This is a genomic window from Dysgonomonas sp. ZJ709 (assembly GCF_011039195.1).
Taxonomy (GTDB): Bacteria; Bacteroidota; Bacteroidia; order Bacteroidales; family Dysgonomonadaceae; genus Dysgonomonas.
The window spans coordinates 1-26,828 of record NZ_JAAKEM010000017.1 but is presented as its reverse complement, the minus strand read 5'-3'; the positions used below and the strand labels follow the sequence as shown (position 1 = coordinate 26,828).

Here is a 26,828-nt window from a genome sequence, read left to right as displayed (position 1 = left end):
ACACCACCAAACCACCGCACGCACCATTCGGCAGCAAAAAAGATAATAATTACCTATCATCTTGATACGCAGACTTCTTAAGTCCGCATTTGTCCGCTTGTGTCACCGATAAGTTGCTTGGGTATAGGTTTTTATGGGTGTAGCTTTGTAAACTGAAAGACAAATTATTGATGTAAAGGCTGTCATGAAAAAGGGAATAATTATTTCTAAATGATATTAAAAAGTAATTCACGATGCTTTTATGGAGTATAATATATACAATAACAGTATGAATTCGACTAAAATAAAGGATATGGGACTAATGTCACTGCTTTCCTTGAAAGCAGTAATCCGCTATGCAGCGGATTCTAATAGCCCCTGCTATTAGCAAGTTATGTTTCTTGCAGCAAAAATGAATTTTGCAGCAATAAACGAACTTGCCCAACCTGACGGTTGGGAGCGATTCCCTCCAAAGTCGGGAATCTGGAATACACACATAAAAAATTACAATTATGAGCAAAGAGAATGAAGGCAAGAAGAGAAAAAAGGGTGGTCGTAAGCCTGAAAATAATCCGAAAATATTTCGGTATAGTGTAAACTTTGATGAGGTTGAGAATTTGAAATTTCAGACATTATTGCGAAAATCAGATTCAAAAAACATCAGCAGGTTTATCGCTTCCGTATTATTGGGTAAAGAAATTAAAGTTGTGAAAATTGACAAAGTAGCTAAAGACTATTATATGAGACTTACAAATCTGTATGAACAATATAGGGCAATTGGGGTGAATTATAATCAAACGGTTAAGGCTATAAGAGCAAATTTTGCTGAAAAGAGGGCACTGGCTATGTTGTATAGACTGGAAAAAGCTACTATTGAATTGATTGGAGTAACCAAAGAATCTGTCGAACTGACCAAAGAGTATGAAAGGAAATGGTTGCAAAAATAATATATGGTTCATCCATCTATGGAGCAGTTTCCTATAATCAAAAAAAAGTAGATGAAAATCAGGCAGTGATTATTCATAGCAATAAGGTGATAAATGATATTACCGGGCAGACATCACATAATTTCTCGAATAGCCTGAGATCGTTTGAAGATTACTTGTCAGCCAGCAAAAGTGTAAAAGCTCCGGTAGTTCATTTTTCGTTAAACCCTTCTCCCGAAGACATGCTGTCGGATAATGATCTGGCGAAGATAACGGATGATTATATGGAAAAGATGGGATATAAGGATCAGCCTTATATCGTTTACAAGCATACAGATATTGAAAGGATTCATGTTCATGTAGTTTCAGTACGAATTAAAGAGAGCGGACAAAAGATAAGCGACAGTCTTGATTATGAACGGTCAGTCAAGGCCTGCCGTGAACTGGAAATAAAATACGGCTTGAAACAAATTGAAAATAAAAAAGAAGAGGAATCACTTGTTTATTTAAGAAAAGTAGATTACGAAAAAGGAGACATTAAAAGACAGATTGCTAATACAGTAAAGACATTGATTCACAGTTACAGATTTCAGACTTTTGGGGAGTTTAATGCCTTACTGTCTTGTTATAACATCCATTCCAAACAAGTAAAAGGAGAAGAACAGGGTAATCAATATAAAGGAATAATTTATTGTGCGACTAAAGACAATGGCGAACTTGTCGGTAATCCTATAAAGTCATCCCGAATCAGTAAGTCAGTAGGCTATGATGCAATTGAAAAAAAGATGCACAGGATAAGTGAGAAAATAAAAAAGGACGGACTGAATGTTTCAGATTCTAAAAATATAATTAAGCAGTTCATGCAAAAATCACCTAATAGAGAGGTGTTTGTATCGGGACTAAAAGGTAGAAATATAGATGTAATCTTCAGAGAAAATGAAGAAAAGCGTATCTATGGAGTAACATTTGTGGATCACAAACAGAAGATGGTTTATAATGGCTCCCGGCTCGGGAAAGAATTTTCAGCCAATGTATTCAACACTGTTTTCAATGAGAATAGTGCTTCTGCCAGGCAAGACGTAAAGAAGGGCTTTGAGCCAAGTAAAGATATGTCACCTATAGTTGAGAGCAGTTTTCACACTCCTGCATCTGTCGATGAAATATTCGGTACATTCTTTTTAGATAATAGTGGTTATTATCCTCAAGAGGAAGAATTTGCTAGAAAACTGAAAAGAAAAAAGAAGAAAGGCAGAAAAAGGAATCACTAGATAGTTTCTGTTTTGTTATTGTGAGTATTTGTGATGAAGATTGCAGTTTTTTATGTATATATTTGACTCCAAGAGATTAATAAATTCATTAGTCTTACTTTAATAAGTTAACCTTAATTAAACGAATATAATGGCTAAGATATTTGAAGATGGACATGTTGTAATAACATATGAAACGTCATTGAAAGACATTTATTGGGTAGAATTATCTAATTACCTAAGAGAAAAATATACAGATGATGATTTTGCAGATAAGAATCAAACCGAATCAATTTTAAAAGATGCTTTTCAATACTTAGTAGATTTATTTAGAAATAAAATTCATCATGAAGTTCATTTTAGCTTTTACTCTCATATTTTTAAACTACATGAAGAATCAATAAAATTACTTTTAAAAGCTCAAGTGGGATACGTATTAAGCCAGATTGAAGAGAATGAGTTTTCTATTTACAGAAGAATTCTGAAACTAGTTCTTGAAGAAGGCTGTGCCATAGATTTGGATTGGGGTATGATAACAAATGAAGAAGCTCTGCGAATAGAGAATGTTTTAGAACATCTTATATACTTAGGTACAATGATGTATGAATTATCCGAAAATCTTTCTTATAATAAGATGATAAAAGATTGTTATACTATTGATATTAAAGAGGGTTTATTCGGAGTAACCTTGAATCATCATTTTGGTTGGACATATGAATCCATTAAAACAAGAATAATGCCTGGCCAATATGAAGCAGCTATATGTGATGAAAATGCAGCTCAGGAGCTAGTCGACAAAATACAAGAGGTGTATGGCTTTCATGTAGGTAACTTTATCGCTCATATACGCGATATACAAAGAACACATAATCCAACAAATCCTAATTCTCAAACTATTGAACCATATATACTACCTTTGAATTTGTCTACTTTACTGAATAAACCAGAAGATTTAATGCAATCTTTTTGTAATGGATTGACCATTAATAGAAATAATAAGCCTTCTATTGAAACAGCAATTTATAAACCGACAGATGAAAACAGATATGCCTACAGACCGATTCTTGTTTATAATATAGAAGGTGTTGATCGTGCGTTAATTGGAACAAATAAAATAGATGAAACATTCCAAATGCTTACAACTAATGCTTTGCATTGGAAAGGTCTACCGAATGAATGGCTAGAAAATCAAGATGTAAAAGATTTTATGAATCGAAAAGACTTAGAACATGAATCCATTTATATTAATAAAATAAAAGAATTAATAGAAAATGTAGAATGTCTTGTTGATTATAATGTTGAAAATTTACTGCGAAAAAATAATCAAAATATAAGTATAATAAAGAATCCTGGCGAAATCGACTGTATAATTATTATTCCGGCACTTAGACGTATTATAGTATCTGATATAAAATTCAATAGGGCACGTTATGAAGCTGTGGGATGGCAAAAGGATTTCACTAACTTCATAAAGACGTATGAAAGTAAATTACAAAAAAAAGCAGATTGGATACGTAATCATATAAGTGAACTTCAAGAACATTTCAAGGTTAAATTCGTAACGGATGATTTATCTTTTGAAGACTATTCAGTTGAATGTTGTTTCTTTATTAACGCTCCCACTTTTTATATGTTCAATGGGAAATATAGAGCTATTACAATAAAAGAATTACCAGATTTTTTCAATGGTTGGCTCGGACATGTGATAATTAATCCGGATAATCCAGCAGAAAGAATTGGTCATCCATATTTTTTACCACCTGCACAAGAACCTGTTTAATGACTTATACTGCTAATAAAAGGGAATTATAAAAATTGATATGAAATTTTAAAAACCACAACGTATAATAATAGGCTGTGGCTTTTAAATCAAATAATATAATATCTCTTTTATTATTTTTTTACCTGAGCTACAAATGTTTTAGACGGTTTAAAAGCAGGGATTAAATGTGCAGGAATAATTATCGTCGTTTTCTTCGAAATATTACGCGCTGTTTTTTCTGCTCTTTCTTTAACTATAAAGCTTCCAAATCCCCTCAAATAAACGTTTTCATTTTTACTAAGAGACTCTTTTATTATCTCCATGCATGATTCTATTGTTTTAAGAATTGAAGTTTTATCGATACCTGTTTTAAGTGCTATTTCATTAACAATCTCTGCTTTTGTCATTGGATAATCTTTAAATAAGTTAGTATTTTGTTTCAATGTGCAAATATAGATGTTTTTCTATTGAAGCAGTCTTAAAATGTTCTATAGATAGATAAAAATCAAACTTTTGCAGAGTTAAATCTTAAGATTCACTTTGCTTTAACTTTGCAACAAACAATAATTATTGAGAATCTACAACTAAGACTAATAATCCTAATTTCCAAATTTGTAACTGTCACTACGCTTGAGGTAGAAACGGAGATAAAGCAGCCGGAATACGAGAAGGGAGGACGTCTAAAGTTCTTAAGTTGACTAAGTTCAGGAATCGCCGGTTACCTCTAGTAGAGTCCAAGAAATAATAAATGACTTTTATTTGGTAAAGGACAATCAGAAATATAGATTGACCTTTTTATTTTAGGGGTATTTTAGTTATTTATTCTTTTTCTAACTTTTTACTCAAAATGCTTCTTTTAAACATTAAAGCGAATTTTATATATCTGTAAATAAATATATTCCATTTTCTTTATGAAATTAAACACTAAAAGTGAATAGGTTAACCTTATAACAAATGTTTTAACGCATAAAGTATAAAAATGAAAACAAAAAGTTTATTGATTGCCGTTAGCTTTATAGCATTATTATTTACTTCCTGTAGTACAGATGAGATGGATAAGGGGATTGGAGCTGGGGATGATGGTATGTTACGGTCATCTATCCAAATACTTCGATCTTGTGAAAAAAATGCAGATATAGGCGTGGTTGATGTCAGAATAACCAGTGAGAATAACAATATCATTTTTGAAAGAAACATCGATGTTTCGCTTGAACCAAGTTTAAACATGAATACTTCCTCTCTGCCAAGGGGTATTTATTACATTGATATTTTAGGACCAGATGGTAAGACTATTCAACAGGATGGTTTCGTTATTCAGTAAAATGCCAAAATAAATCGGTTTCAACTATCTTTTAAATGAAGCCGTTCTTTTTTACTTTAATAATCTAAGGATATCATTTATGAGAGTAACAACAAACTTTATACTATTTCTATTTGTTTCCAGCACAATATTGTATTCTTGTAAAGAAAACAACTTTTCTACAAGATTATTAAAGGAAGCACAATCTTTATTAGATAATAATCCGAAAGAGGCTCTATTATTACTTGACTCTATAGAGAATCCTCAGAAGATGAATGAAGATGATTATATGCAATTTATAGTTGCTCATGTGGCTGCCAAGCAAGAAACAAGAGCAGATATATCAACCGAGAAAAATATATTTAAGGCTCAAAATTACTACAACGCTAAAAGCGATTATAAGCAAACAGCATATGCTAACTATTATGCAGCCTGGGTCGACTATTCGAATAAAGAACTTCCAAAATCGTTGGAATCTTTTATGAATGCAGCGTATTATAGTCAAAAAACAGATGATAATTTTTTAGCTGCTAAAAGTTATAATAATATCGGGTATATTTATTATCAGCAAGATCTACTCGATAGTGCAATCGTTAATTACAAAAAAGCATTACAGCATTTCGATAAATTAGAAAATGCGGATAATAAAATTCTGACAGTATACACCTATATCGGTCGTGCATTCGAAGAAAGTAAAAGAATTGACAGTGCTTCTTTTTATTATAATAAAGCATTGAATAGGGCAATAGAATCAAATAACGAAAAATTTCAAAGTTATTCTTTACAAAATTTAGGAGTATTATTCTATAATATGCAGGAATATGAAAAGGCTATTGAGTATTACCTGTCTGCATTGAATTTAGCTGCTACAGACAAAGAAAATGTACGAAAGATGAATGTAGGTATGCTGATGATTTATAATAAAAAGAAAAATACTGATCTAGCTAAACAATATGCCGAATTAACAATAGCAGACCTGCCCGCAATAACAAATAATTATACTTTAAAATCAGCGTATGTGGCACTTTCCGAGTATTATCAATTAACGGGTGACTATCAAAAAGCAATACAATACAGAGACCTTGAAAAGATAAGCCAGATTCAGATCGAAGATGAAGAAAATGCAGCGGGATTGTTTGAAGCTGACAAGAACTTCTACCTGACTCAAAAGGACATGGTAGCTCAGGAATTCAGAATGTTTGTTATTCAGTGTATTATTGGAGGGCTACTTGTTCTGGGAACTATCTTATTTTTTGTAATAAGTGTTTATAGGCATAATAAAAAGGATGAAGAAGAAATCAAAGGAATTACTGAAAAGTATGACCTAATTCTAGGGATGCTTCGCTCAATGAATAAGAGTGATAATTCGGGAGCTGAAATAAAAGCGATTCTGGATGAAATAGAAAAAGAAAAAAGTAAAGAAGGAGAGAAATAAATACTACACTCAATTTTTTTTAGCACCGCAGGAGTTTTTCTTGTGGTGTTTTTGCTTTTTGGCAACATCGGATTTACATTTATCGGGTAATGTTCTAAAGCAGTATTGCAGTAATTATAGACGATACTTTTTGAGTTGTTTTCTTATTGCCGTTAATTCAAATTCAATATTATCTTCGTCTATGGGTTCTCCTAAGTTTATTATTGCCAGCATGTCTTTTTTGCAGTAGCCATATTCATTCAGAATGAATATAAGTAACTGTTTATCCGTTAAATGTTTTATAATTTGATTTTTGACACCGGATTTCCGCAGGTATATTTTGGCATTTTCTATTAGGTAGTTGTTTGATTTTTTCTTCAGATCCTCAATAATGTGTTTGATTTTATTAATTAATTCGGGATATTCATCTGCGCCAAATTCTACAGCCAGTTCTTTTATCTCATTTTCAACATTATCCCAGTCATGAATTATGTTCTGATAAATACCCTGGACGAATGATAAGTTTTCTACTTTGAGTTTTAAAAATTCATTTTCAGTCTCTAACAATCTACTTTTCTCCTGTTCTTTCCTGCTCTTTTCCTCTTCTCTCTGATGTTTTAGCCGGTTATTCTTTACAATGAGAATAATAATTAGAGTAAGGATCAGAACCATGCTAATACTTAGTATGATAACTATTTTGAACTTTAGCTCACCTTTGGCAATTTCCTCATTTTTTTGATATAGCTGATGTTCTTTTTGTACATTCATCAAGTTTTTCAATCCTTTATCATCACTTATCTTTTTGTTTACCTCCTGTATTAAATTGTAATACAGTGAAACTTCATTACAATCGGAATTCAAAGCATAAAAATCGGCTAAAGATGTATAAATACTTCTAAGAATTAAATTGTCGTTTATTTTAGATAAACCTTTTTTTATTTCATCGATATGAAACAGTACCGAATCATTTTCCTGCATTTTTAAATACAACCTTGCTAAACTTAGGTGTACCCTCAAAGACTCTTCTTCATTTTTCGTTTTTTTTAATGCCCTGTTTAAGTACTCCTTTGAATTTTGATACTCTCCTTTTTCACGCAGAACTGTGCCAACTAGATGGGTGATACTTGTTTCATAGGCTTGATTATTTCTTTTCTTTGCTAATTCCAAGCCATTGTGTAGATATACAAGCGCGCTGTCTAAGCTATTCATATCATTATATGTCCGGCCTATTTGTTGTAAAACGAGTATTTGGTTATTTTCAGTGCCTTCGAGTTTAATATAGTACTGATAGGCTTCCTTATATCGCACTATTGCCGTATCTGTATTCTCGTTGTAGTAATATAAGTTTGCTATACTATGCAAACTCTTTGCAATAATAGGATCATTATTGGACTGATGTGCATCGTATTCGGCTTTGAGAAAGGATGCCAGAGCCATATCTTGCTTTTCTCTAACCATTGATACTCTTCCAGAGATATAGTTAGCAATTGCCCCCTTATCCGAATCATTCGAATTGTTGTAATATTCCTGAGCTTTGTAAATCAATGTGTCATTGGAAATGTCTTGCTGTGTTTTAAGTTTTGCTTCAACATATGTTACAATATATGACATATAATCTTCACTGTCCATTAGCTCCGGATTTTGGATGGAGTCTAAGAGTATCAAAGCGTCAGTAGGCTTATCAAATAGCAGGTTTCTGGATTGCGTTAATAATTCAACTGATTTACTGTTCTCTTTACAGGAAAACAACATAGATAGGAGAAGTATAAGCAGACAATTTACCTTGTCTTTCATAGTGCTATTCATAAATATCGTGAATTGGTTTTCAGTATAAGTTTACTGAATGTAATATGATTGCGAGGTAATCAAAGTAAGTGCAATCGAGAACTTTTTGATTTAGCATACTTTAATTATGAATTAATCAATTTCTAATGGAATCCTTTAAGTCCATACTATCTCGTGGGATAGTAATAGATTCTTTATAATTTGGTTCAATAGGTCTTCCTCCTTCTCCCGGATCATCTTTATCATCCCATAGTTTTGAGCAGGAAGCCATTGAAAATAAAATTCCGCAAAGTAAAGTCATTATTAAAAGTACTTTTTTCATTGTTCTGGCAATATAGATTAGCGTGTTTTAAACTGTAATATTAATAAAACAATATAAAATGTACAAGAGGTAGGGGGAGGACGTACGTATTGTGATAGTATAAATAAAATGATTTTATAGTATATTGATAAATACCAGGCAATTATAGGAGTGACTATTGAAAGTCTTAAATGAATTGTGACTTCTGTTATTGTTTTATTATATGTTATTGTCAAAATAAAGAAATCAATATCTCTAGTAGTTGACCGGGAATTCAGTTATATGCTATCTTAGAATGTCTCTTATATTCATCCTATTTATTTATTATTGATAAGTGTAATTTATTTAATATTTATTTACATTATGTATATATTCTATTCTATACTTTACGTTGAGAATTGATTAAAATGTTTTTATGAGTCTTGATTTAAACTTAAAATCATAGATAAAATTTGATATTAGCCTTATAAAAATCTTTTAGGTGTTTTTTTTAATATTCTAAAAATTAGTTATTTAAATATATTTTCTCGACAGATAATCTATATCTACTCTATTCTGGCATTATTCTTTCATAATCCACAATTAACTTTGTTAGGAATTAAACAAAATACGAATCAGTTGTATGTGAATCAAGATTGTTTATTATTTAACTTGAAGTATCAGTTAGTCATTGTATTTTTATTCCCATGCTGAACAGAATTTCTTTCGAAAACCAAATGCTATTAATTTATTCCTGTATTTTTCTTCATAATAAACTACATAACTATGAAAACTAACTCCCTATTATTTTTAATTATTTTAACAGGTATTATCTTACTTTTATCTTCTTGTTCACAGATGGAATTCGATGAACAGGATAGTGGAGATGTAAGTCCCGGCAACCCTCCAAGAGCCAGTCAACAAACTTCTTTACATCAACATGAAGATAGCATTGATGCTAAGACGAATTCAGAGACTTTTCAGTAAAAGTAAACACTAATCAGTTTATTTTGAACTGAACTTACTAATTCAATGCTTATTTATGAAAATAACAATATCCGGGAAAGTTTTCTTTCTTGCACTGAGCGTGTTTGCTTTACTGTCCTCTTGTGATAAAAGCACTTATTCAGACGAATTATTAACAAAAGCCAGAAATGTCATTGAGAACAGCCCCATTGACGCTCTTAATTTTCTTGATTCAATACGAAATCCGCAAGAAATGGGGTGCGATAAATACATGCTATTTATAGTTACACATGTACAAGCAAAATATAAGACATATCAGGATGTAAAAAATGACACTTTAATATTTAAAGCTCAGAACTATTTCAACAAAAAAAACAATCCGGATGAAGCTGCGCTTGCATATTTTTATGCAGCAATTGTTTACAAAGAAAATAGTTTTTTTGATAAAGCATTGGAAAGTTTTCTGATAGGAGGAGAATTTGCATGTAAATCACAAAATCAAGTATTAACAGGAAAGATAAATGATAATATTGGTTTTATATTTTACAATCAGGGAATGATGGATAGTGCTATTGTTTACTACGGGCAGGCATTAAGCATATATAATACTAACCCTTCTACTGACCTGTTTAAATTAGAGGCAATTAATTCTATCGGATCAGCCTACTTTAATCTTAATCAACTTGACAGTGCATTATTTAATTATCAAAAAGGTTTAGATTTGGCGACTAAAATAAATAACGTACCTAATATTATAACTTTTAATCACAGATTAGGAGTGGTCTCCCGTGAAAAAGGGGAATATTTAAAAGCGTCTGATTATTTACACAAAGCTTTACATCAGAATACAAATTCAGGAGATTCTATACAAATATATTTAAACCTATCGAAAATATTCAATAAAACAAATCAACTGGATTCATCTAAATACTATACAGACAGAATTAAAGAGCGATTGGCCGAAATAAAGAATAATTATATACTCAGGAGTGTTTATGGTTCTATATCCGATTATCATTATCAGTCGGCAGATTATCAGCAGGCATTACATTATAAAACATTGCAAATGGCGATTGTTCAGAAAATAGCTGAAGAAACTAATTTAGAAAATGTCATGAAAGCAGAAAATAAGTACAGGATGTATTTATTGGATCAGGAATATGCTGCTAAAAGAAAACAGATGCTTTCAATAAATATAATTGTGGTAATTATAATAATAATGACCTATTTATTTTGTCGTAAAACCACATACAAACGACAAAAAAAACTCGAAGAAAAACTACATTTTAATACTCAGCAAGTCCTTTATGAACATAGTATAGCCAGTAAAAACTACCTTGAAACAATATATGAAAATTTTATAATCAAATGGGCAGATATTGATGAAAAAGTTACCCAAATATTGTTGTTGGGGCAAGAAATAAATTTATCCATCTATGTAGAAATTAAATCAATGGTTGAAGAGCTAAAGTATCAAACTAATGAACAATTAAAGGAACTGGCAAAAAGCTATCTATACTCACATGTTCATACCGGGAAAAAAGCATCTGCTGCATTGACAGATATGGAACTGGTCATACTAATGTTGTGTCATCTTGAATATAGTGAATCTGCAATAGCAATTATTACAGGGAACAATTCCCGGATATTTGATTTAAATGAATCTAAACTTGCAATACACGCTAAATTACGCAATGCCGGAATGAGTGAGCATTCTATCAGGCTGATCTTAAATCCGGAACAATTATAAATTACTCTATATTTATCAATTTTATAAAACTTATTTTGCTGCTTATAAGTAGGTATTACTGCTTTACAAATTGAATTAATCGTAGTTTACAGGAAAGATTTATGTGAAGAAATTTTAGAACATATTTTTGGTTTAAAATTTTTAAGCTAAATAATTCTGATTTCTATCTATTTGTTTATCCGTTCACTAGAGTGAAATATCCTTTAATCGGTTTAAATTGACAACTTTATGATTTGGTCTAACATCAAGCCTGTACAGTCAGAAATGATTTGTATATCAATACCTTTGCTTTTCATTTTAGATGCTATTTCTATTACTTGTTTATCGGGCAATAACTTTGAAAACAACCACTCGCAGATTTGATCCAATGTCTCTAATAACTGTTTTTTTCCGTCACGTGTATTAAAATCAATCCCCCAGTAAGTTGACTTATCCTTTATAAGAGTCAGATAATATATACCACCGACCAACAAGCCCATTATTACATTTATATTTACACCTCTTTCTGTAAAAGACTTAAGGTATTCTTCAATAAGGTATCTGTTATAAATAATCTCTCTTGATTTAACACTTCTTGCGGTTGTCTTATTATCTTCAACCATTTCCCATATTAAAACCTGTTGCATTGTCTTATTCTTATACAGGTCTTTTACCAACCCATTTAATATCCGTTTTAAATAAGCTTCCACATCTTCAGCCTTTCTCTTATCGAAAGCATCATCCACAATATCGGTAAACCATAAACTTTGTTTCTCCACAAACTTATCGAATAATCCGTCCAAACCATCGTACCACTTATAAAAAACAGGAGCTGTCGTTTCAGATAATTGAGCAATGCTAGTAAGCGTAGTCTTTTGAAAACCCATAGCCTCAATCAATTGCTTTGTAGCAGCCATTATATCTTTCTCCAAATTATAATTAGTCCGGCGATTTACTTTCTTTTGATCTTTTTCCATAACCGAAGATTGCATATAAAATAATTAGATAGTATTATTTATATCAAAGACTTGTATTTATTTAAATAAAATTAATTATATATTTGTATATTAACTAATATAAGATCGTTCTAATTCGGAATTTATATCTCACAAACTTTAATATACCTCTTTCAATTAGCACAAAAGACAACAAATATACACTAATTATATAATTACTATGGCCACACCAAATTCAAATGAAAAAAACATTCAAATATCTGCGAAATTAACAGTCGCCGGTAAAGAAATGAATTTTGTAGAATTATCCGTTATTCAAGCCTATGGTGAACATCACCAGTTTAGTATAAAACTGGATTATGTGCTTCTACAACAAACATTCATGGACAATCCCCTAGAACAGATAGAACTGAACGGTCAACCTGTTACAATACAATTTATGCACGGTGATGGCGGAGGTACGACTTATCCCTTTAAAGGTATCATAACAGATGTAAGAAAAACAGGAGAAAGAGGACAAAACGGCTATTTCATACTATCGGGATATAGCCCGACAATCTTATTGGACAGGGGTAAACGATATGATATATATTCAGATATGTCACTCAAAAAAGTTTTCGAAGAAGCAGCATATGGAATAGACGATAACTTATTGGAGATCGTAAATTCCCCGATTCATAAAGGAAAAGTAGATTTTCTGATGCAATACAATGAAACAGACTGGGAATTTTTAAAACGGACAGCCTATCTGTATACTGAAAATATCTTCTATAGCGGTAGTCAGCTATTGATTGGTGAATATGAAGAATTTTCAACCATAAATCTAACCTATGACAAGGAAATAACTTCTTTCCAATCGTGCACAAAATATCTACCGAATATGTTCCTGAACTATGAATATATGGCAGACCGTGACGATACTTTAACAAGAGACACCCCTAAGAACGTTGAGAATTCGGATGTATATATAGACAAAATGCATGCTAAAAATGCATCCCTGAACAGCGAATTAGTACCCAATATGCCGATTGAAGTAAATGCGGGAGATGTAGGTTCCCTTCTGGAATTTGTCAAAAGAAAACAAGTCCGTAATGCAGCAAAATCCGTTTACATTTATGGAGAAGCCAATACATATAAACCGACAATAGGCAGGATAATTCAAATCACCCTTCCCAAAAACATGTCTAACGGACGCGAATTGGGAACTTACAGGGTTATCAAATCAAAACATATAATCGATCAGAACCATCGGTATACAAATGAATTTGAAGCAGTACCTGCCAAATTAAAAGTAATGCCGGTCGATACACCACCGGTAATACCGACTGCCCACTCTGTCAGGGCAACAGTAACAAGTAATCAGGACCCACAAGCTATAGGAAGGGTTCAGGTCGATTTTCCATTCGCGGATAAACATTACAGTAAGGCGTGGCTACGTGTTATGACCCCTAATGCAGGTATGAGTGAAGATGTATCTAAAAACAGAGGATTTGTATTTATTCCCGAAAAAGGAGATCAGGTAATGATCGGCTTTGAATTTGGCAATCCCAATTTTCCGTTTGTAATGGGCAGCATGTTTCATGGCAAGAACGGTATGGGGGGACAAGCCGAAAACCATATTAAAAGTATGATTACCCGTAGTGGGCATACACTCGAATTTGATGATGCCGAAGAATCGTTAAGTATTACCCTTAAGGATAAGAAAGGTAATTTCCTACATATAGACAGCAAAGGAAATAATATTGAGATTACTGCTCTGGAAACCATGACACTCACAGCTAAAAATATAATTATTCAGGCAGATGAAAATATAAGTGCTGAAGCCGGAAAAAATATGGATATTCAGGTTGGAGAGAACCAGACGAATATGGTAGGCGGTGATATCAAAACAAGATCAGCCAACCATTCTCAGGATGTTTCCGAAGCATCCAATGTAACGATTGGAACTAAGCTGGATATTACTTCCGGAGAAACTAAATTTGTTGCTGAAAGTGGCGATTTTACAGTTCAGAGTGCCGGTGTAGCCCTTATACAAGGTGCTGAAGACGCGAGAATAAGTAAAGCATAAATTCACAAATAAAATAATAAAGCCTATGTCTGCATTAGCATTCGATGAAAGCCGGAAAGTAGAACCAGTCAGTAAATACGATTTTGTACCCGAAGTTGTATTTTCGGGTAATAAGAGTGCCGGAAATTTCTATAAATGGGATAATACAGGGATATCAAACGAATGGAAAGGAAGTGTCTATTTTAATACCTGCCCGATTTGTGAAAGTGCAAGAAAACAAAAAATAGAAGCCCAAGGCTTTGATTATTTAAGTTATAAACTATCTAACTATTTAGAGAAAAACGAGAGAAAACTTGAATATCTTCAAGTATGGGGTAAAGGAGAAATAGAGTTAGAGTTCAAAATAATAAACGGGAATAAAAATGCAACAGACAATGACGGTGTCATTGAAGTGAAACTTGTGGCTGACAAATCGGAATTTGAGTTAGTCGGTACTCAAAAATTTGATGTAAACATTGGACAAACAATAAAGATCAAACTGAAAGTTAATAAAATCACACCTTATATTGAGTCAGGTTCAGTTTCCGGGAAAACGCAAAACATGCTTAAAGCACCAAGTATCGAATTTTATGCTTACGATGATACTTCTGGTTATTTTGACTTTAAAGGAACAGTGTCAGGGAAAATTTTAGTCGGTAAATTTGCGATTCTTCCCTGGAGTTGTGTAAATGAAGGCTGGTCTAAAGTATCTCCTTTTATTGCGGATTCTGATTTTGTTGTTTATACCACAGATTGTTTAGTTGCTGCAAAAGCTCAGATAAAAAAAGAAAAATACCGCACAGCGGACAGTGGGTATAGTGAAGATTTTGATTATGCCTATCTGGTATACAAGGATCAAAAAGGACGTTTAGGAGATAAGGATGCTAAAGGTAATCCTCTTGTTACAAACAAACCCAAAGATCCGATTATCTATAAGGAAGCCTTTACTAAAGCGGTTGCATATTTGAAAGAATCGATGCCTAATTCTGTCCCTGTTATCGTAGGAGTCGATCATTCACAACGGTCAGCCAGCTATCCCAGTACAGGTGGAGACGGGACATCTGATCATTTCATCGTATTTGTAGGTATGGACAAAGACAGTAGCATTATTCATGGGAACGAGTCGACCTGCTATTTTTACTTTTTTGATAATGCAGTATCTAATGGCTATTCCACAAGTAATAAAATATATAGTAACTGTATTGAGAATACGATGACTTCATCCGCTACAAATACATTTATCAGTGCAACAGGCTACAAAAAATACTTTGTGACACAAGTTCGTAAGTCGGTAAAAATCAAATAGAATATTATTATGAGCATAAAATATACAATTACTTATTTCTTATGCTTTCTTCTGTTTGTGAATTGTTCGATGGCAGAAAGAAAAGATTTAGTCCCGTTTGACAATGAAAAAGGATTGTGGGGTTATATGGACTATACTTCCCATAAAGAAGTTATACCACCTAAATACAATCTGGCATACCCATTTATAAATAGTTATGCAATTGTCGGATTCGAGGAAAACGGACAATTCAGATTCGGTGTTATAGATAGCTTGGATAATTATGCTCTGTATCCTGAATATAAACTGATTTATATAGAAAACGGGTATATCCATGCAAAGAAAGACAACATAGCATGCCTGTTCGACTCTAAGATGAAAGAAGTTATTCCCTGCATTTATGAAGATATCCGTTCAGCCGACAGCAGATACTTTTTTGTAAAGAAAAATGGTAAATGGGGCTGCTATGATATACAGGAACAACGGGAAAACATACCATTGGAATATAATGAATTTGGCATCTACAATAACATGCCCGGAATATCTAACGGTGACTCTTTCATTACCTTAAACCAGCTTATAGACGTAAAAGAATTAAATCAGGATAATGTCAGGATAATCGACCAGGGGGACAATAGAATCAGCGTGATAGACAAAACAGGCAAAACCATATTTTCAGAACGATATGGTTGGGTAGGTTCCCCCGCTTATAAAGAAGGACTGATGGCTTTTATAAAACGTGATGGAAATGGCAAATGGGGCTTTATAGATACCGATGGCAAACTGGCTATACCCTATACGTACGACTTTGTTGATACTTTCGGTTTCATTGGAGGATTTGCCGTTGTTTCCGAGAAAGGAGAGAACCCAACAAAGAATAAGAATGCGGTTATAAATAAAAGTAATGAATTAGTCCTGCCTTTTACGCTGGACTCCACATATACTATTTTAGAAGATTCTACAATCTTAATTTACAATAAGCAAATACAGAAATCGAAACTGGTCGATAACAAACTGAATGAAATTATTCCATACCGATACGAATCGATAGAATATATCGAATACGGGTTTTACAGAGGTAAAACAAATGGTTTGTATGCAGTTATAGATAAGTCGGGAAAAGAACGTTTGTCAGCCCAATTTGCAGATATTTCAAAATTTAAGAATGGAATGTGCATAGTTAGAGGAACTACTGGAGAAGAAGGCTTTATTAATACACAGGCAGAACTCATTATTCCAAGTAAATATAAAATTGAATATAATTCAGACGATTTATTTGGAAACGGATTTGTGTATACAAAAAATGATTCGCTTGCATTTCAAAATAAAACAATGCTATTAGATAAAAATGGAAGAGAGTATATCGTAAAAATGTTACCTGTTAGAATACTAAAATGAATATCTCTTATTTCAAATAACACAAAACAATATAAATCATCGGATTAATCCTTAAATATATGATTGATTATATACAGACTAACACTTATAGCAGGAGCAAGATAAAAGATACGGATTCTGTTCAGGAATTTTCTTATAGAAGATACCTTAGAGTCATACCGTTAAAAACGAAGACCGACAAAAAAGTATTCTATAACAAGGAATTGAATATGCATTTTGAGTCTCCGGAATCTTTCTATTCCTATGAAATAGAAGTGGAGGATATACATGTGAATATGGCTAAAGAATTCCGCAAAGCCCAAGATTTTCTTCGTAGGCTGAATTATAAATACGACTGGATTCACCTTGAAAAAAATGATAACGGCAAAATAACAAGAGTATCTAATCTGGATGAATTACGTAAGAACTGGATTAAGCTGAAAGAACGGATATTACACCATTATAAAGGAGAGGCTGCTGAATCTTATCTGGAAAAAATATCTGATGATTTTGAACATGACAATCATTTTAAAGACATATTCAGCCAGTATTACGAGTATGGACTGCTCTACCCTCCCATACCTGAATCTCATGGGGAAGAATGGAAAATACAGCGTTTAATAAAACTGGATAACACGCCGGAAACAAAACTAATGGAAACCTTATCATTTAAAGATAAACACGAAAATACCAGAAGGTATATTTTGGATTGGAAGAAACATGATCCTGATTCACCAATCGAACTAAAAGAAGCAAAAGGAAATATTGAATATTGTACACTCAGCAATACTTTAAAAAAAGCTGAAGCTCATATCACATTTGCTTATGATGACAGTATCATCAACAAATGGAATTTCAGATTGGAAAAAATAGAAAACTTAAATAATCAGACATTATGAGTTTAATGGGATTAATTGCAATAGCAATCGTTGTTGTAATAATGTTAATAGTTATAATAGCCAGTATAAATTTCGTGATGAACGAAAATATGAAAGAAAAGGCAGCCGAGGAAGAAAAGAACAAGCCGACCACTCCCGACAAGATGAATGATAAGGATAAGGAAGCTTACAAGAAAGAAAAACAAGATAATAAGTGGAGCGACCCCAATGAACATGCCAAATATGTAATTATGGGCGGTAAAATAGAGTGTTCATTCTGCTCTCCGACATTTGCTGATATAATAGTAACTTCCACTACTGTCAAATTGCAGGACAAGCCGTGGGTTACTGTTGATGATAAAGATGGCAAAAAGAACTTTAACTTCACCGGAGTTTGTAAGCATCCTTCACAACAAAAACCGGGTTCACCTCCTCCTCCCTGCAAAACTGTAATCAGTCTGGGAGCATGGAAGAATTTCTCGAAAACGCTGATCGATGGTAAGAACGCCATTGTAGTTGAGTCAACTATTCCGTGTATGATAAGCGGACAAGACCTGAAAATAAAAGATAGCGGTCAGAAAGCAACTTTGACCAAAATAGAGCCGGATAGAAAAGAATCAAAGATTCATGTTACTTTAGAATCAATAGATACTGAGTATTTTACACCACTGGGAATTCAGAATCCTGTAAATAAGAATATAAAAACATCAGGATATTTTTCCATAAAATATAAAATAACAGGAGAAGATGCGACATCTATACGCTTTTCAGTTTTTACAAAATATGGCAATTTAGTCGGTTTCGCATCTTTAGCTAACTTACAGGAAGTAGTAGTTACAGGTCAAAAAACAGGAAACAAAGCTGATAAAAAGGCGACTCACAGTATTATCATGGAAAATAGGATTATAGAAGACAAACATCTGAAACAAGGAAGTCATGTTATAAAATGGGATGGTTTCAGTGATGAAGGTGTTTTAGATACGGCAAATTTGTTAGGTAGCCTACGTTTTCAGGTTTCTGTAGTCGGATCGGACGGCTCAATATCAGTAGTTTCCGCGAAAGAAGTGACAACCGAGAAAATAGAACCAGCAGCAAAATGGGTAAAAGCTGTAATAACCAATACCGGCAGTACAAAAAACATTGACATTGCAATCAATATAAATCTGGTTGATGGTGGAGAAAAAGGTTTGAGCTGTAGTACATATCATTATACCACTGGAGGAAGTCCTACTGTTGGAGCTCCCGGAGAATACCACTCAGGTACTGTTTGTGATTGGGATAAAATTCCAGCATCATCTATCAATCCTGTAAACCCAGTTATTAAGTCAAGAACCCGCTCTTTTGATGATCTGGTTAATATGGTATTAAAGGGCATGAAAATTTATTGGAGCCGTAATGGTAGCAGAGACAATGGTGTTACTGTAAATAATGTAAACTTCACAGTCAATACTTTAGCAGAAAATACAACTAAGAAACCGCCCTATTCTCTGGATGATATGCCCCTTATATATAATACGAATGGAGATTGGGGGCGATCGGGCAATCCGGGAGGTTCTTCCTATGGGCTAGGCATTGCAAAAGTAGTAAAAGGTATAGATGCAATTATTAATATGATACAACAAACAACTTATAGCGTAGGCTATCTCAGATATTCAAGTGGTAGATGGGGGTACGAGACTGATAAAGATGCTGATGACGAATTTACTGAGACATCAGCACATGAGCTTGGACACGAAATATTACAAGCGTTTGGGGGTGATATTTATTCTTATCAACATAAAGGCTCTTCTTATCTTACTCAGGAGACAAAACCTACAACTCCTGACAACAAAAAATGGTATGATAAAACATTAGCAGAAAATATTTGGGATTGGAGTAAAGATCAGATGAAAGATGTTAAAGGAGAAAATGCACCAAGCACAGGGGAGCAAGACTTAATGAAATATTATCATGGAGGCAAAGCTTTTGGTCGCATTGTTGCAGCAGAAGAAGATTTGAAAGGTTTAATTTGGTTAACAAGCATAAAAATATCAAAATGAAAAAAATATCACTTATAATATTATATTTATTAATAGCTCTTGGGATCTCTATCATATGTTTGGTCTGGTACATGTGGAGAGGAGCACCTGATCCTAGAGAGATACAAAGTCAAATTAGAACTCAATATAAATCTCTTCGATTTGAAAATAAATATGATTCTACCTATTTTTTTATCAAGATTAATTTCGAATACACTTCGCAAGATTCTTTATCATATACTAAGTCTAAAATGGACTCAATAGTTTCATTTAGTAAACGGGATTCTCTTATGCTTAATCATTATCCGAGTAATGAATCAAGCTTATTATTACCTGTATTGAGAACCGATTCTGTAAAATTCCCCAAAGCATTCTATGTTAAAATTTATAATAAGGATAAAAGTCAACTTTTAAAGGAACTAAATTATAATTCATTTATGGAACATGCGATACCTGAATATATTGCTAATAAGGAGAATCTACTGACAGCACAACAATGGACATTAGTAATAGATAGTACACTTTTGGATTTGAAGAAATAGATTTAATGGAATTAATTCATCTGAAAAGGTTTTATATATAATGGGACAAACCTGTGCCGGTAATACATCTAATGTAATGGATTACTATTCTAATCATGATGATTTTTACAAATGGCAATGGATAAGACTACGTTTAACAGCAATAAACCATCAAAACACAGAATAATGATGAAGATAATTTTATATTTATTCCTTTTCTTTTCTTTTTATCTACAAGCTCAAAACAATGTTGATTCATTGTGCAAGAATAGATATGATGAGTTGAATAAATCAAGTACTTCTGGTTTTAAGAGACTTAATAAGTTGTCTTACGAATTTGATTTAACAAAATCTTTAAATAGGAATTACATTGATAAAAATGGAACTAGTCTTCATGGTTGGTACTCTTTTGATCTCATTTCAAGATTAATAACAGATAATAGCCAGAAAGGATTAATGGGTAGTTCTCCAAATTATTCAGCAGCTTTATTAGAGAATTTTAGGAAGGCTGATAAAATAATAGTTTCTGTAAAAGGCTGTTTTGATCAAGGCGTGCCTTGTTGTAGTAGGTATTCAAGAATTAAATGGGATGAGTATGATGAGTTTCTTGGAGAAAACAATAAAACTATCTGGAAAAATACATCAATCTTAAAAATTGAATACTTTAAAGATGGTCTATTAGATGGAAAATATGCAGTATTGAATGACGCAGGAAAATATATCTACAATACTGATTTTGTTAATGGAACTGGTTACTATAAAGATTATTACCCAACGGGGTATGATGATGTATTAGTTGAAGGAGCATTAATAAAAGGGAAAAAAGTCGGTACATGGAAATATTATGTTGGAAAGATTAATAATGAAAATGGGATAGTAGAGATATGCAATATATACGTTGAAAAATATTCCAAAGGGGAATTAATTACAGAATATCGATTTTACAATAGTAAAGAAATGGATCAGAAAATAAAAAAAGCTGTAGAATGGGAAAGGCAACCAGTTAAGTTAAGAAAAGGTAAAGAAAATCCTTTTCTTGAATAGAAATGAAAATAGGCAAAAATAATCTCAGATACAAATCAATGACATTAATCAGAGTATCCATATCATTAATCTTATATTTTATTTTTAGCTTGGCTGCAAAAACACAAGACAAGGATATCTTTTTGATAAAGACAGATTCAGGCTATACATATATTGATAATAATGGTAACCTAATTATAAACAAAACATTTGATCATGCAGGTCGCTTTTTCGAAGGCAAAGCTGTTGCAACACTAAATGGTTATGCAGGTTATATAAACAGAAAAGGCGAATTTATTATAAAGCCTCAGTTTGAATATGCATTGCCTTTTCATGCCGGGGTAGCAAGGGTATGGAAAAACAAAAAGCCTTACCTGATTGATGATAGAGGGAATATAATGTTCAGCCATAATTATAAATTTATTGATCATGCCTGTACAGATAAGAATATACCATTATTTAAAGTAACTACTCAAAAAGATAACTTGACAGGTCTGGTGGATAAATATGGGAAATCAATAATGAGTCCACAAAAGTTTGATCGTTTTTCACTTTTTAATGATGATGTGTCTGTTGTTCAAAAGGGGTATATGGAGTATGGTGTAGTTAATACAAAAGGAACAATAATAGTACCTTTTGGAGAATATAACCATATAAGCGAATTCTCAAACGGTATGGCGCTGGTTGAATCTAAAAACTGGGAGAACAAAACGATAGGATTTATAAATACCAAAGGAGAACTTGTATTTAAAAGGAAGAAATCTACACTCGTTGGAAAGCAATATTCTGATGACAGATGTTTGGTCGAATGGGAGTCCGGCACAGATAATATAACCATGTATGACATACTCGATAAAAAAGGAAATATTGTTTATTCACATATTGGAGAAAATGTATCCACAATCTCACCATTTCGTTTGGGCTACTCACTTATAGAAGAGAATAAAGCAGAAACAATGTATTATCTGTGGGATGTAGACGGTAATATTGTTAGGTTGGATAATACACCTGTCTATGGATATGACAAAGAAAAAGAATTGTACCTAACCGATAATGCCATTGTGGATAAAAAGGGTACAGTTATATCAAAAATAGGTACAGAAGGAAACCCTTGGTATCCGGTTTTAAAGGAGGGGGATTTTTGGTTACTGAACAATATAAATCCGGCAATTGGCGGAAATTTCGCTACAGACTGTTGGTATCTCGCCAATAACCATATAAATAATGAGTCAAATTCGTTTTATTACAGTGTGGATTATGAAAGTGGGCTAATTGGAGACTTGCTTTATGTTGAATTATCAGAAGGTAAGCATGCCTATATCAACAAAAATCTAATCACAATATGGATGCAAGATTGTAGAGAGCAGTCGAAGTATAATGTAGATTATGCAATTGATGGCGGACATTTTTATGAAGTAAAAGAATATAGCCAGTACGAAGACTATGGGTATAAATCTGCAAAAAAAATAACAAATGACCTTAAACATGATAATTCTATTTCTTTGGTTATATCGCCAATACAGGTAGAAGAAAATATTTTTAATGGCAAAAAACTTCATTACGAATGTTATTTGATAAATCCGACAAATGATACAATATCAATAGACGATTCCAAATTGGAAATAACCGCACAAGCTAAAGATAAAAAAGGTATCTGGCAAGATATTCAATCACGATCAGGATCATTATCTCATACAGTAACCGATAAAAAGACCATGCTAAAACCCAATGAATATTGGGCAGTACTTACCCCAGTCTATGATGGTGGATTTGAAACTGAAATGAGGCTAATAGTGAATCTGGGGGTAAAATCCGGGACAAAAGGTAAAACATCATATTATAAAACCATTATAAGTAATAGCATAAAATGCCATATCAATGCTGCTCAGTTCTTAAGACAGGAGCATACAAAAAAAGATAAAGAATTTTATCCATTCGAAGATTATACATTTGACCGAATGACTATTATTCTCTAATGATAAATTAGAACATTCAAGTAGATAAAAAATAGACTCCAATTATGCCACATGCCCAAAAAATCCGTAATCGCCTTCAAAAATTAGCTTGCTTAGCTTGGGAAACAAATAAGTTCGATAATTTGGATCCTCTGGTAAAAATAATGTTTGAATGCGTAGTTCAGGAGATTTCCCTCTTGGAATCCAGAATGAAAGATATAGCTTACTCTGCGAAGGATAATTTGGCCAGAGAGCTCACGCCCTTATACTATTTAGCCCTCCGTCCGGCACATACTATACTTCAGGCACAACCCCTCATTCCCGAGCAAGTTTTTGATCGGTATACAGCTTTCTATTTGAATACTATACCCAAACAAATTGAATCTTCCGGAGCTGAAATAATCAGCTTTCATCCCGTTGTAGATTCTAAATTGTACAATATCAAATTTAATTACCTCTTTCACCGAAAAGAATTATATTACATCGATACGGTTGACAAGAAGAGCATAATAACAACGACAGAACACCACTCCACTTATAATAAGATTTATCTGGGACTCGATATAGACCCGGCAATTATTGATCTCAAAGGGCTTTCTTTTTATATCGATTTTCCTGAATTACCAGAACTCCACGACTTTTTTGAACTCATATCATATACCAAATGTTATGCAGGAGGTAAACAACTGCAACTAACTCAAGGTTATCCCCTATTATCTAATAAAGAGATCGATCATTTCGAAAAAAACATACTGAACTACTACAAAAACAATTATCTGACTATTAAAGAAACAGCATATGTGCGTGATATACCTTTAGAGGTCTTACCACCCGAACTATTAGCACTTGCAGATACCGAAGCAATTTCCGGATTAACCCCTAAACGTTGGATTGAACTGCAATTTCTCCCTAATTTCACGCCACCAGATCTGGCAAAAATGCTTATAGGAATAAATACTTTTCCTGCGAGTAATAAGAGGCTACATAAACAAAAAATTACAGGCGAACAATCCTATAAATTTGAAGATTTAACAGGCGATTATACCGAAAAATTCCTGGCAGTGGATAATGTTTCCGATGATCTTGAAACTAAATTCAATGCTGTAAATGGCAGGAATGAATTAGAAGATAATAATTATTGTGTTGAGAATACGAATTGGATTTTCCACAAAAAAATTGATTTGCATAGTGTTATGGAACGGCTGGTTCATACACTTACAAACGAAAAGACAGCCTTTCGAGAGATCGATATTGAGTCGATAGAAAATCAGGTAGATAAAATAAACCAATTATTACAAACTACATCAGAAAGCAAATCAGAAAACGATAAATATTATAAAGAAACAATCGCAAGGTTTTTCATCGACAGTGAAAAATCAAATGTTATTGATGTAAAGTATTGGGTCTGTAACGGTGAGCTTGTCAATGGAATTGAAAAGGGAACTTCTTTTATGGCTGAAAAAGGAGCAGGGTTAGACAATAATCCAGTATTATCTTTAGTCGATGTTCATGGCGGTAAGGAATTTACAGAAATAGCTGATCTTAATGCAGTGTTCTTCTATTTACTGTCATCGAGAGACCGTATACTTACACACCATAATATAACCTCCTTTTGTAAGGCTGAACTAGGTCGTGCTATCAGTGATGTAGATGCAAAAAGAGCAGCCAAGATAAGTCCCAAACCACACGAAGGAATTATCAATGTAATGGAGATTCAACTTACTCCTTCTAAAGAATATCCTTACCTGATTAAACGCAAAGGAGTATTGAGAGACTTATTGATAAGAATGAGAAATCGATCTCCCGGCAATTTTAACTTCAATATAAAAATTAAGTCTGTAGTAAATGAAGGGGAATCAGGTCAGGAAAAAACTCCATCATCACCCAATAGTAATATGTAGTATGCCTTTTATGACGCAAGAAGAATACGATACTTTTTCAAAGCTAAGGATTTATGTTTATCAGAGGATGGATTCTTTTGAAAGTTCGGTTGAAAAAATTAAAACCGACTATGACCAGAAACAACAAGCAGCTATCCTTAGTGGCATAATTGAACTTGTATTGCTTGTTGCACATACCGAAAAAGGACGGATATTATTTTCCAGAATATTGGAATATGTAAAAGACTTCGACTCTGAATTTGCTGAGAAATATTGGAATCTTTATGAAGAAGAAATCGAAAATATAGTCGAGAGTGGATTTTTCAAAGTACTTCATGATGATAAATAACCTGCAATCAAATTCAAGTATAATTAATGCTGATATGAAGTCAGGCACTTCAAATATAGTAATCAGGACAGAAATAAATGGCATATACCTTCAGACCAATGGCTTCTATTGAAAATATCTTAAAGAAAATAAATAAGCAATAATCTAGTTTTTCTTAGGTCAACCACGGATTCTTATTCGGGTAGTACCCAATGTTAGCAGGAGCTTCAGATGTATAATGCGGACATATGCGGACATATATACATACATCTTTCAAATAGCAATAGGTAACTACTTTTTTTGACGGATTAATTAATTCGTTAACTAAAATAGATATTTTATGCAAAATGAGGATGATGTAAAAGGATTGGGTAAGGTAATGGGCTTTATGCGTACATTGAGTATTTTATTTGTAGTAATACATCTTTATTGGTATTGTTACCAATGCGTTGTAAAATGGGGTATAAACATTGGAGTTGTAGACAGGATCTTACTGAACTTCCAAAACACATCAGGGCTTTTTTCTAATATCTTGTGGACAAAACTTTTCTCATTCGTCTTTCTGGCTCTTTCCTGTCTGGGATCTAAAGGCGTTAAAAACGAGAAGATTACCTGGCGAAATATAAATATCTGTTTATTTTTCGGCTTTGTCCTGTTTTTTCTGAACTGGTGGATACTAAAACTCCCTTTACCCATTGAAGCCAATGCTGCTCTATACATAACTGTAATTTCATTGGGTTTCGTCTTACTATTTGTTGCAGGCTTGTGGATGAGCAGACTACTAAAAAATACCCTCATGGATGATGTATTCAATATCGAGAATGAGTCTTTCATGCAAGAGACACGTTTAATGGAGAACGAATACTCTGTTAACCTTCCGACGAGATTCTATTATGAGAAAAAATGGAACGAAGGGTGGATAAACGTTGTGAACCCATTTCGGGCAACAATCGTTTTAGGAACTCCGGGATCTGGAAAATCATATGCAGTAGTCAATAATTACATCAAGCAGCACATAAAAAAAGGCTTCTCGATGTATATATACGGTGCGCCAGTCAAGGTAGTATAATAATCGTCCCTTTGGCAAGGATTAGGCAAGTGTTCTTTGAAAATGACCTATCATCACCGGCTCATCTGTTCAACGAAAGACGACAGGGAGTGTAGCACGCTCG

General features: G+C 33.1%; 21 protein-coding genes and 1 pseudogene. 18 read left to right on the top strand and 4 right to left on the bottom strand.

The features are described 5' to 3' along the window. Window positions 1-491 precede the first annotated feature (491 nt). From mobA to G7Y56_RS12140, 3 genes are all read left to right on the top strand, one after another. Entirely contained in the window at window positions 492-926 is a 435-nt protein-coding gene (mobA, locus tag G7Y56_RS12150; RefSeq protein WP_165043801.1) for a conjugal transfer protein MobA, read from the top strand. Beyond that, entirely contained in the window at window positions 911-2,173 is a 1,263-nt protein-coding gene (mobB, locus tag G7Y56_RS12145; RefSeq protein ID WP_165043799.1) for a conjugal transfer protein MobB, read from the top strand. Before mobA ends, mobB begins: the two co-directional genes overlap by 16 nt. Window positions 2,174-2,303: 130 nt before the next feature. Next, window positions 2,304-3,932, top strand: coding sequence for a hypothetical protein (locus G7Y56_RS12140; RefSeq protein WP_165043797.1), 1,629 nt, complete (start codon window positions 2,304-2,306; stop codon window positions 3,930-3,932). A gap of 113 nt (window positions 3,933-4,045) precedes the next feature. On the opposite strand, the gene G7Y56_RS12135 is transcribed toward G7Y56_RS12140, so the two are convergent. After that, on the bottom strand, window positions 4,046-4,321 hold the full coding sequence (locus G7Y56_RS12135; RefSeq protein ID WP_165043795.1) for an HU family DNA-binding protein: 276 nt from the start codon (window positions 4,319-4,321) through the stop codon (window positions 4,046-4,048). Window positions 4,322-4,893: 572 nt separating this feature from the next. Between G7Y56_RS12135 and G7Y56_RS12130 the strand changes: the two genes are divergently transcribed. Together G7Y56_RS12130 and G7Y56_RS12125 are read left to right on the top strand one after the other, a co-directional pair. Beyond that, on the top strand, window positions 4,894-5,235 hold the full coding sequence (locus G7Y56_RS12130; protein ID WP_165043793.1) for a hypothetical protein: 342 nt from the start codon (window positions 4,894-4,896) through the stop codon (window positions 5,233-5,235). 79 nt (window positions 5,236-5,314) lie between these two features. Beyond that, window positions 5,315-6,649, top strand: a complete 1,335-nt coding sequence (locus G7Y56_RS12125; RefSeq protein ID WP_165043791.1) for a tetratricopeptide repeat protein — start codon at window positions 5,315-5,317, stop codon at window positions 6,647-6,649. A gap of 114 nt (window positions 6,650-6,763) precedes the next feature. Here G7Y56_RS12125 and G7Y56_RS12120 read toward each other — a convergent pair whose 3' ends face one another. Then, on the bottom strand, window positions 6,764-8,422 hold the full coding sequence (locus G7Y56_RS12120; protein WP_165043789.1) for a M48 family metallopeptidase: 1,659 nt from the start codon (window positions 8,420-8,422) through the stop codon (window positions 6,764-6,766). A gap of 127 nt (window positions 8,423-8,549) precedes the next feature. Further along, window positions 8,550-8,735: a hypothetical protein gene (locus G7Y56_RS12115; protein WP_165043787.1), complete on the bottom strand. Its 186-nt coding sequence runs from the start codon at window positions 8,733-8,735 to the stop codon at window positions 8,550-8,552. A gap of 816 nt (window positions 8,736-9,551) precedes the next feature. Here G7Y56_RS12115 and G7Y56_RS18625 point away from each other — a divergent pair. Both G7Y56_RS18625 and G7Y56_RS12110 read left to right on the top strand, forming a co-directional pair. Continuing rightward, window positions 9,552-9,680 carry a hypothetical protein gene (locus G7Y56_RS18625; protein WP_255498745.1) on the top strand — a complete coding sequence of 43 codons (129 nt, stop codon included), beginning with the start codon at window positions 9,552-9,554 and terminating at the stop codon, window positions 9,678-9,680. A gap of 55 nt (window positions 9,681-9,735) precedes the next feature. Further along, window positions 9,736-11,409, top strand: a complete 1,674-nt coding sequence (locus tag G7Y56_RS12110; RefSeq protein ID WP_165043785.1) for a tetratricopeptide repeat protein — start codon at window positions 9,736-9,738, stop codon at window positions 11,407-11,409. A 212-nt stretch (window positions 11,410-11,621) separates the two neighbouring features. Here G7Y56_RS12110 and G7Y56_RS12105 read toward each other — a convergent pair whose 3' ends face one another. Next, window positions 11,622-12,365 (bottom strand): TetR/AcrR family transcriptional regulator, encoded by a 744-nt coding sequence (locus G7Y56_RS12105; RefSeq protein ID WP_165043783.1) that lies wholly within the window; start codon window positions 12,363-12,365, stop codon window positions 11,622-11,624. A 199-nt stretch (window positions 12,366-12,564) separates the two neighbouring features. Here G7Y56_RS12105 and G7Y56_RS12100 point away from each other — a divergent pair, with 199 nt between their 5' ends. The 11 genes and pseudogenes from G7Y56_RS12100 to G7Y56_RS12050 all read left to right on the top strand — a co-directional run. Next, a complete protein-coding gene (locus G7Y56_RS12100; protein WP_165043781.1) occupies window positions 12,565-14,412 on the top strand; it encodes a type VI secretion system Vgr family protein in 1,848 nt (615 codons plus the stop codon). A 25-nt stretch (window positions 14,413-14,437) separates the two neighbouring features. Next, window positions 14,438-15,697 carry a hypothetical protein gene (locus G7Y56_RS12095; protein ID WP_165043779.1) on the top strand — a complete coding sequence of 420 codons (1,260 nt, stop codon included), beginning with the start codon at window positions 14,438-14,440 and terminating at the stop codon, window positions 15,695-15,697. 69 nt (window positions 15,698-15,766) lie between these two features. Then, window positions 15,767-17,074: a WG repeat-containing protein gene (locus G7Y56_RS12090; protein WP_165043776.1), complete on the top strand. Its 1,308-nt coding sequence runs from the start codon at window positions 15,767-15,769 to the stop codon at window positions 17,072-17,074. 59 nt (window positions 17,075-17,133) lie between these two features. Continuing rightward, the gene (locus G7Y56_RS12085) at window positions 17,134-17,952 is read left to right on the top strand and encodes a hypothetical protein (protein ID WP_165043774.1); all 819 of its coding nucleotides are present in this window, start codon (window positions 17,134-17,136) and stop codon (window positions 17,950-17,952) included. Beyond that, window positions 17,949-19,970, top strand: a complete 2,022-nt coding sequence (locus G7Y56_RS12080) for a DUF4280 domain-containing protein (protein WP_165043772.1) — start codon at window positions 17,949-17,951, stop codon at window positions 19,968-19,970. The genes G7Y56_RS12085 and G7Y56_RS12080 overlap by 4 nt, the downstream gene beginning before the upstream one ends. Window positions 19,971-20,200: 230 nt before the next feature. After that, window positions 20,201-20,491, top strand: a complete 291-nt coding sequence (locus G7Y56_RS12075; RefSeq protein ID WP_165043770.1) for a hypothetical protein — start codon at window positions 20,201-20,203, stop codon at window positions 20,489-20,491. 111 nt (window positions 20,492-20,602) lie between these two features. Beyond that, a complete protein-coding gene (locus G7Y56_RS12070; RefSeq protein ID WP_165043768.1) occupies window positions 20,603-21,514 on the top strand; it encodes a hypothetical protein in 912 nt (303 codons plus the stop codon). A 38-nt stretch (window positions 21,515-21,552) separates the two neighbouring features. Continuing rightward, window positions 21,553-23,469 carry a WG repeat-containing protein gene (locus G7Y56_RS12065; protein ID WP_165043766.1) on the top strand — a complete coding sequence of 639 codons (1,917 nt, stop codon included), beginning with the start codon at window positions 21,553-21,555 and terminating at the stop codon, window positions 23,467-23,469. A gap of 44 nt (window positions 23,470-23,513) precedes the next feature. Further along, window positions 23,514-25,349, top strand: coding sequence for a hypothetical protein (locus G7Y56_RS12060; protein ID WP_165043764.1), 1,836 nt, complete (start codon window positions 23,514-23,516; stop codon window positions 25,347-25,349). A 10-nt stretch (window positions 25,350-25,359) separates the two neighbouring features. Then, window positions 25,360-25,677 (top strand): hypothetical protein, encoded by a 318-nt coding sequence (locus tag G7Y56_RS12055; protein ID WP_165043762.1) that lies wholly within the window; start codon window positions 25,360-25,362, stop codon window positions 25,675-25,677. A 319-nt stretch (window positions 25,678-25,996) separates the two neighbouring features. Beyond that, window positions 25,997-26,701, top strand: a pseudogene (locus G7Y56_RS12050) (YWFCY domain-containing protein); the annotation flags it as partial. Window positions 26,702-26,828: the final 127 nt, after the last annotated feature.

What these genes read in the sequence shown, in the direction of transcription:
- G7Y56_RS12110 (WP_165043785.1), top strand. Translation starts at nt 9,736, where the DNA reads ATGAAAATAACAATATCCGGGAAAGTTTTCTTTCTTGCACTGAGCGTG.
- G7Y56_RS12120 (WP_165043789.1), bottom strand. Translation starts at nt 8,422, where the DNA reads ATGAAAGACAAGGTAAATTGTCTGCTTATACTTCTCCTATCTATGTTG.
- G7Y56_RS12065 (WP_165043766.1), top strand. Translation starts at nt 21,553, where the DNA reads ATGACATTAATCAGAGTATCCATATCATTAATCTTATATTTTATTTTT.
- G7Y56_RS12055 (WP_165043762.1), top strand. Translation starts at nt 25,360, where the DNA reads ATGACGCAAGAAGAATACGATACTTTTTCAAAGCTAAGGATTTATGTT.
- G7Y56_RS12100 (WP_165043781.1), top strand. Translation starts at nt 12,565, where the DNA reads ATGGCCACACCAAATTCAAATGAAAAAAACATTCAAATATCTGCGAAA.
- mobA (WP_165043801.1), top strand. Translation starts at nt 492, where the DNA reads ATGAGCAAAGAGAATGAAGGCAAGAAGAGAAAAAAGGGTGGTCGTAAG.
- G7Y56_RS12070 (WP_165043768.1), top strand. Translation starts at nt 20,603, where the DNA reads ATGGCAATGGATAAGACTACGTTTAACAGCAATAAACCATCAAAACAC.
- G7Y56_RS12105 (WP_165043783.1), bottom strand. Translation starts at nt 12,365, where the DNA reads ATGGAAAAAGATCAAAAGAAAGTAAATCGCCGGACTAATTATAATTTG.
- G7Y56_RS12090 (WP_165043776.1), top strand. Translation starts at nt 15,767, where the DNA reads ATGGCAGAAAGAAAAGATTTAGTCCCGTTTGACAATGAAAAAGGATTG.
- G7Y56_RS12075 (WP_165043770.1), top strand. Translation starts at nt 20,201, where the DNA reads ATGGACTCAATAGTTTCATTTAGTAAACGGGATTCTCTTATGCTTAAT.
- G7Y56_RS12130 (WP_165043793.1), top strand. Translation starts at nt 4,894, where the DNA reads ATGAAAACAAAAAGTTTATTGATTGCCGTTAGCTTTATAGCATTATTA.
- mobB (WP_165043799.1), top strand. Translation starts at nt 911, where the DNA reads ATGGTTGCAAAAATAATATATGGTTCATCCATCTATGGAGCAGTTTCC.
- G7Y56_RS18625 (WP_255498745.1), top strand. Translation starts at nt 9,552, where the DNA reads ATGGAATTCGATGAACAGGATAGTGGAGATGTAAGTCCCGGCAACCCT.
- G7Y56_RS12060 (WP_165043764.1), top strand. Translation starts at nt 23,514, where the DNA reads ATGCCACATGCCCAAAAAATCCGTAATCGCCTTCAAAAATTAGCTTGC.
- G7Y56_RS12125 (WP_165043791.1), top strand. Translation starts at nt 5,315, where the DNA reads ATGAGAGTAACAACAAACTTTATACTATTTCTATTTGTTTCCAGCACA.
- G7Y56_RS12135 (WP_165043795.1), bottom strand. Translation starts at nt 4,321, where the DNA reads ATGACAAAAGCAGAGATTGTTAATGAAATAGCACTTAAAACAGGTATC.
- G7Y56_RS12085 (WP_165043774.1), top strand. Translation starts at nt 17,134, where the DNA reads ATGATTGATTATATACAGACTAACACTTATAGCAGGAGCAAGATAAAA.
- G7Y56_RS12115 (WP_165043787.1), bottom strand. Translation starts at nt 8,735, where the DNA reads ATGAAAAAAGTACTTTTAATAATGACTTTACTTTGCGGAATTTTATTT.
- G7Y56_RS12140 (WP_165043797.1), top strand. Translation starts at nt 2,304, where the DNA reads ATGGCTAAGATATTTGAAGATGGACATGTTGTAATAACATATGAAACG.
- G7Y56_RS12080 (WP_165043772.1), top strand. Translation starts at nt 17,949, where the DNA reads ATGAGTTTAATGGGATTAATTGCAATAGCAATCGTTGTTGTAATAATG.
- G7Y56_RS12095 (WP_165043779.1), top strand. Translation starts at nt 14,438, where the DNA reads ATGTCTGCATTAGCATTCGATGAAAGCCGGAAAGTAGAACCAGTCAGT.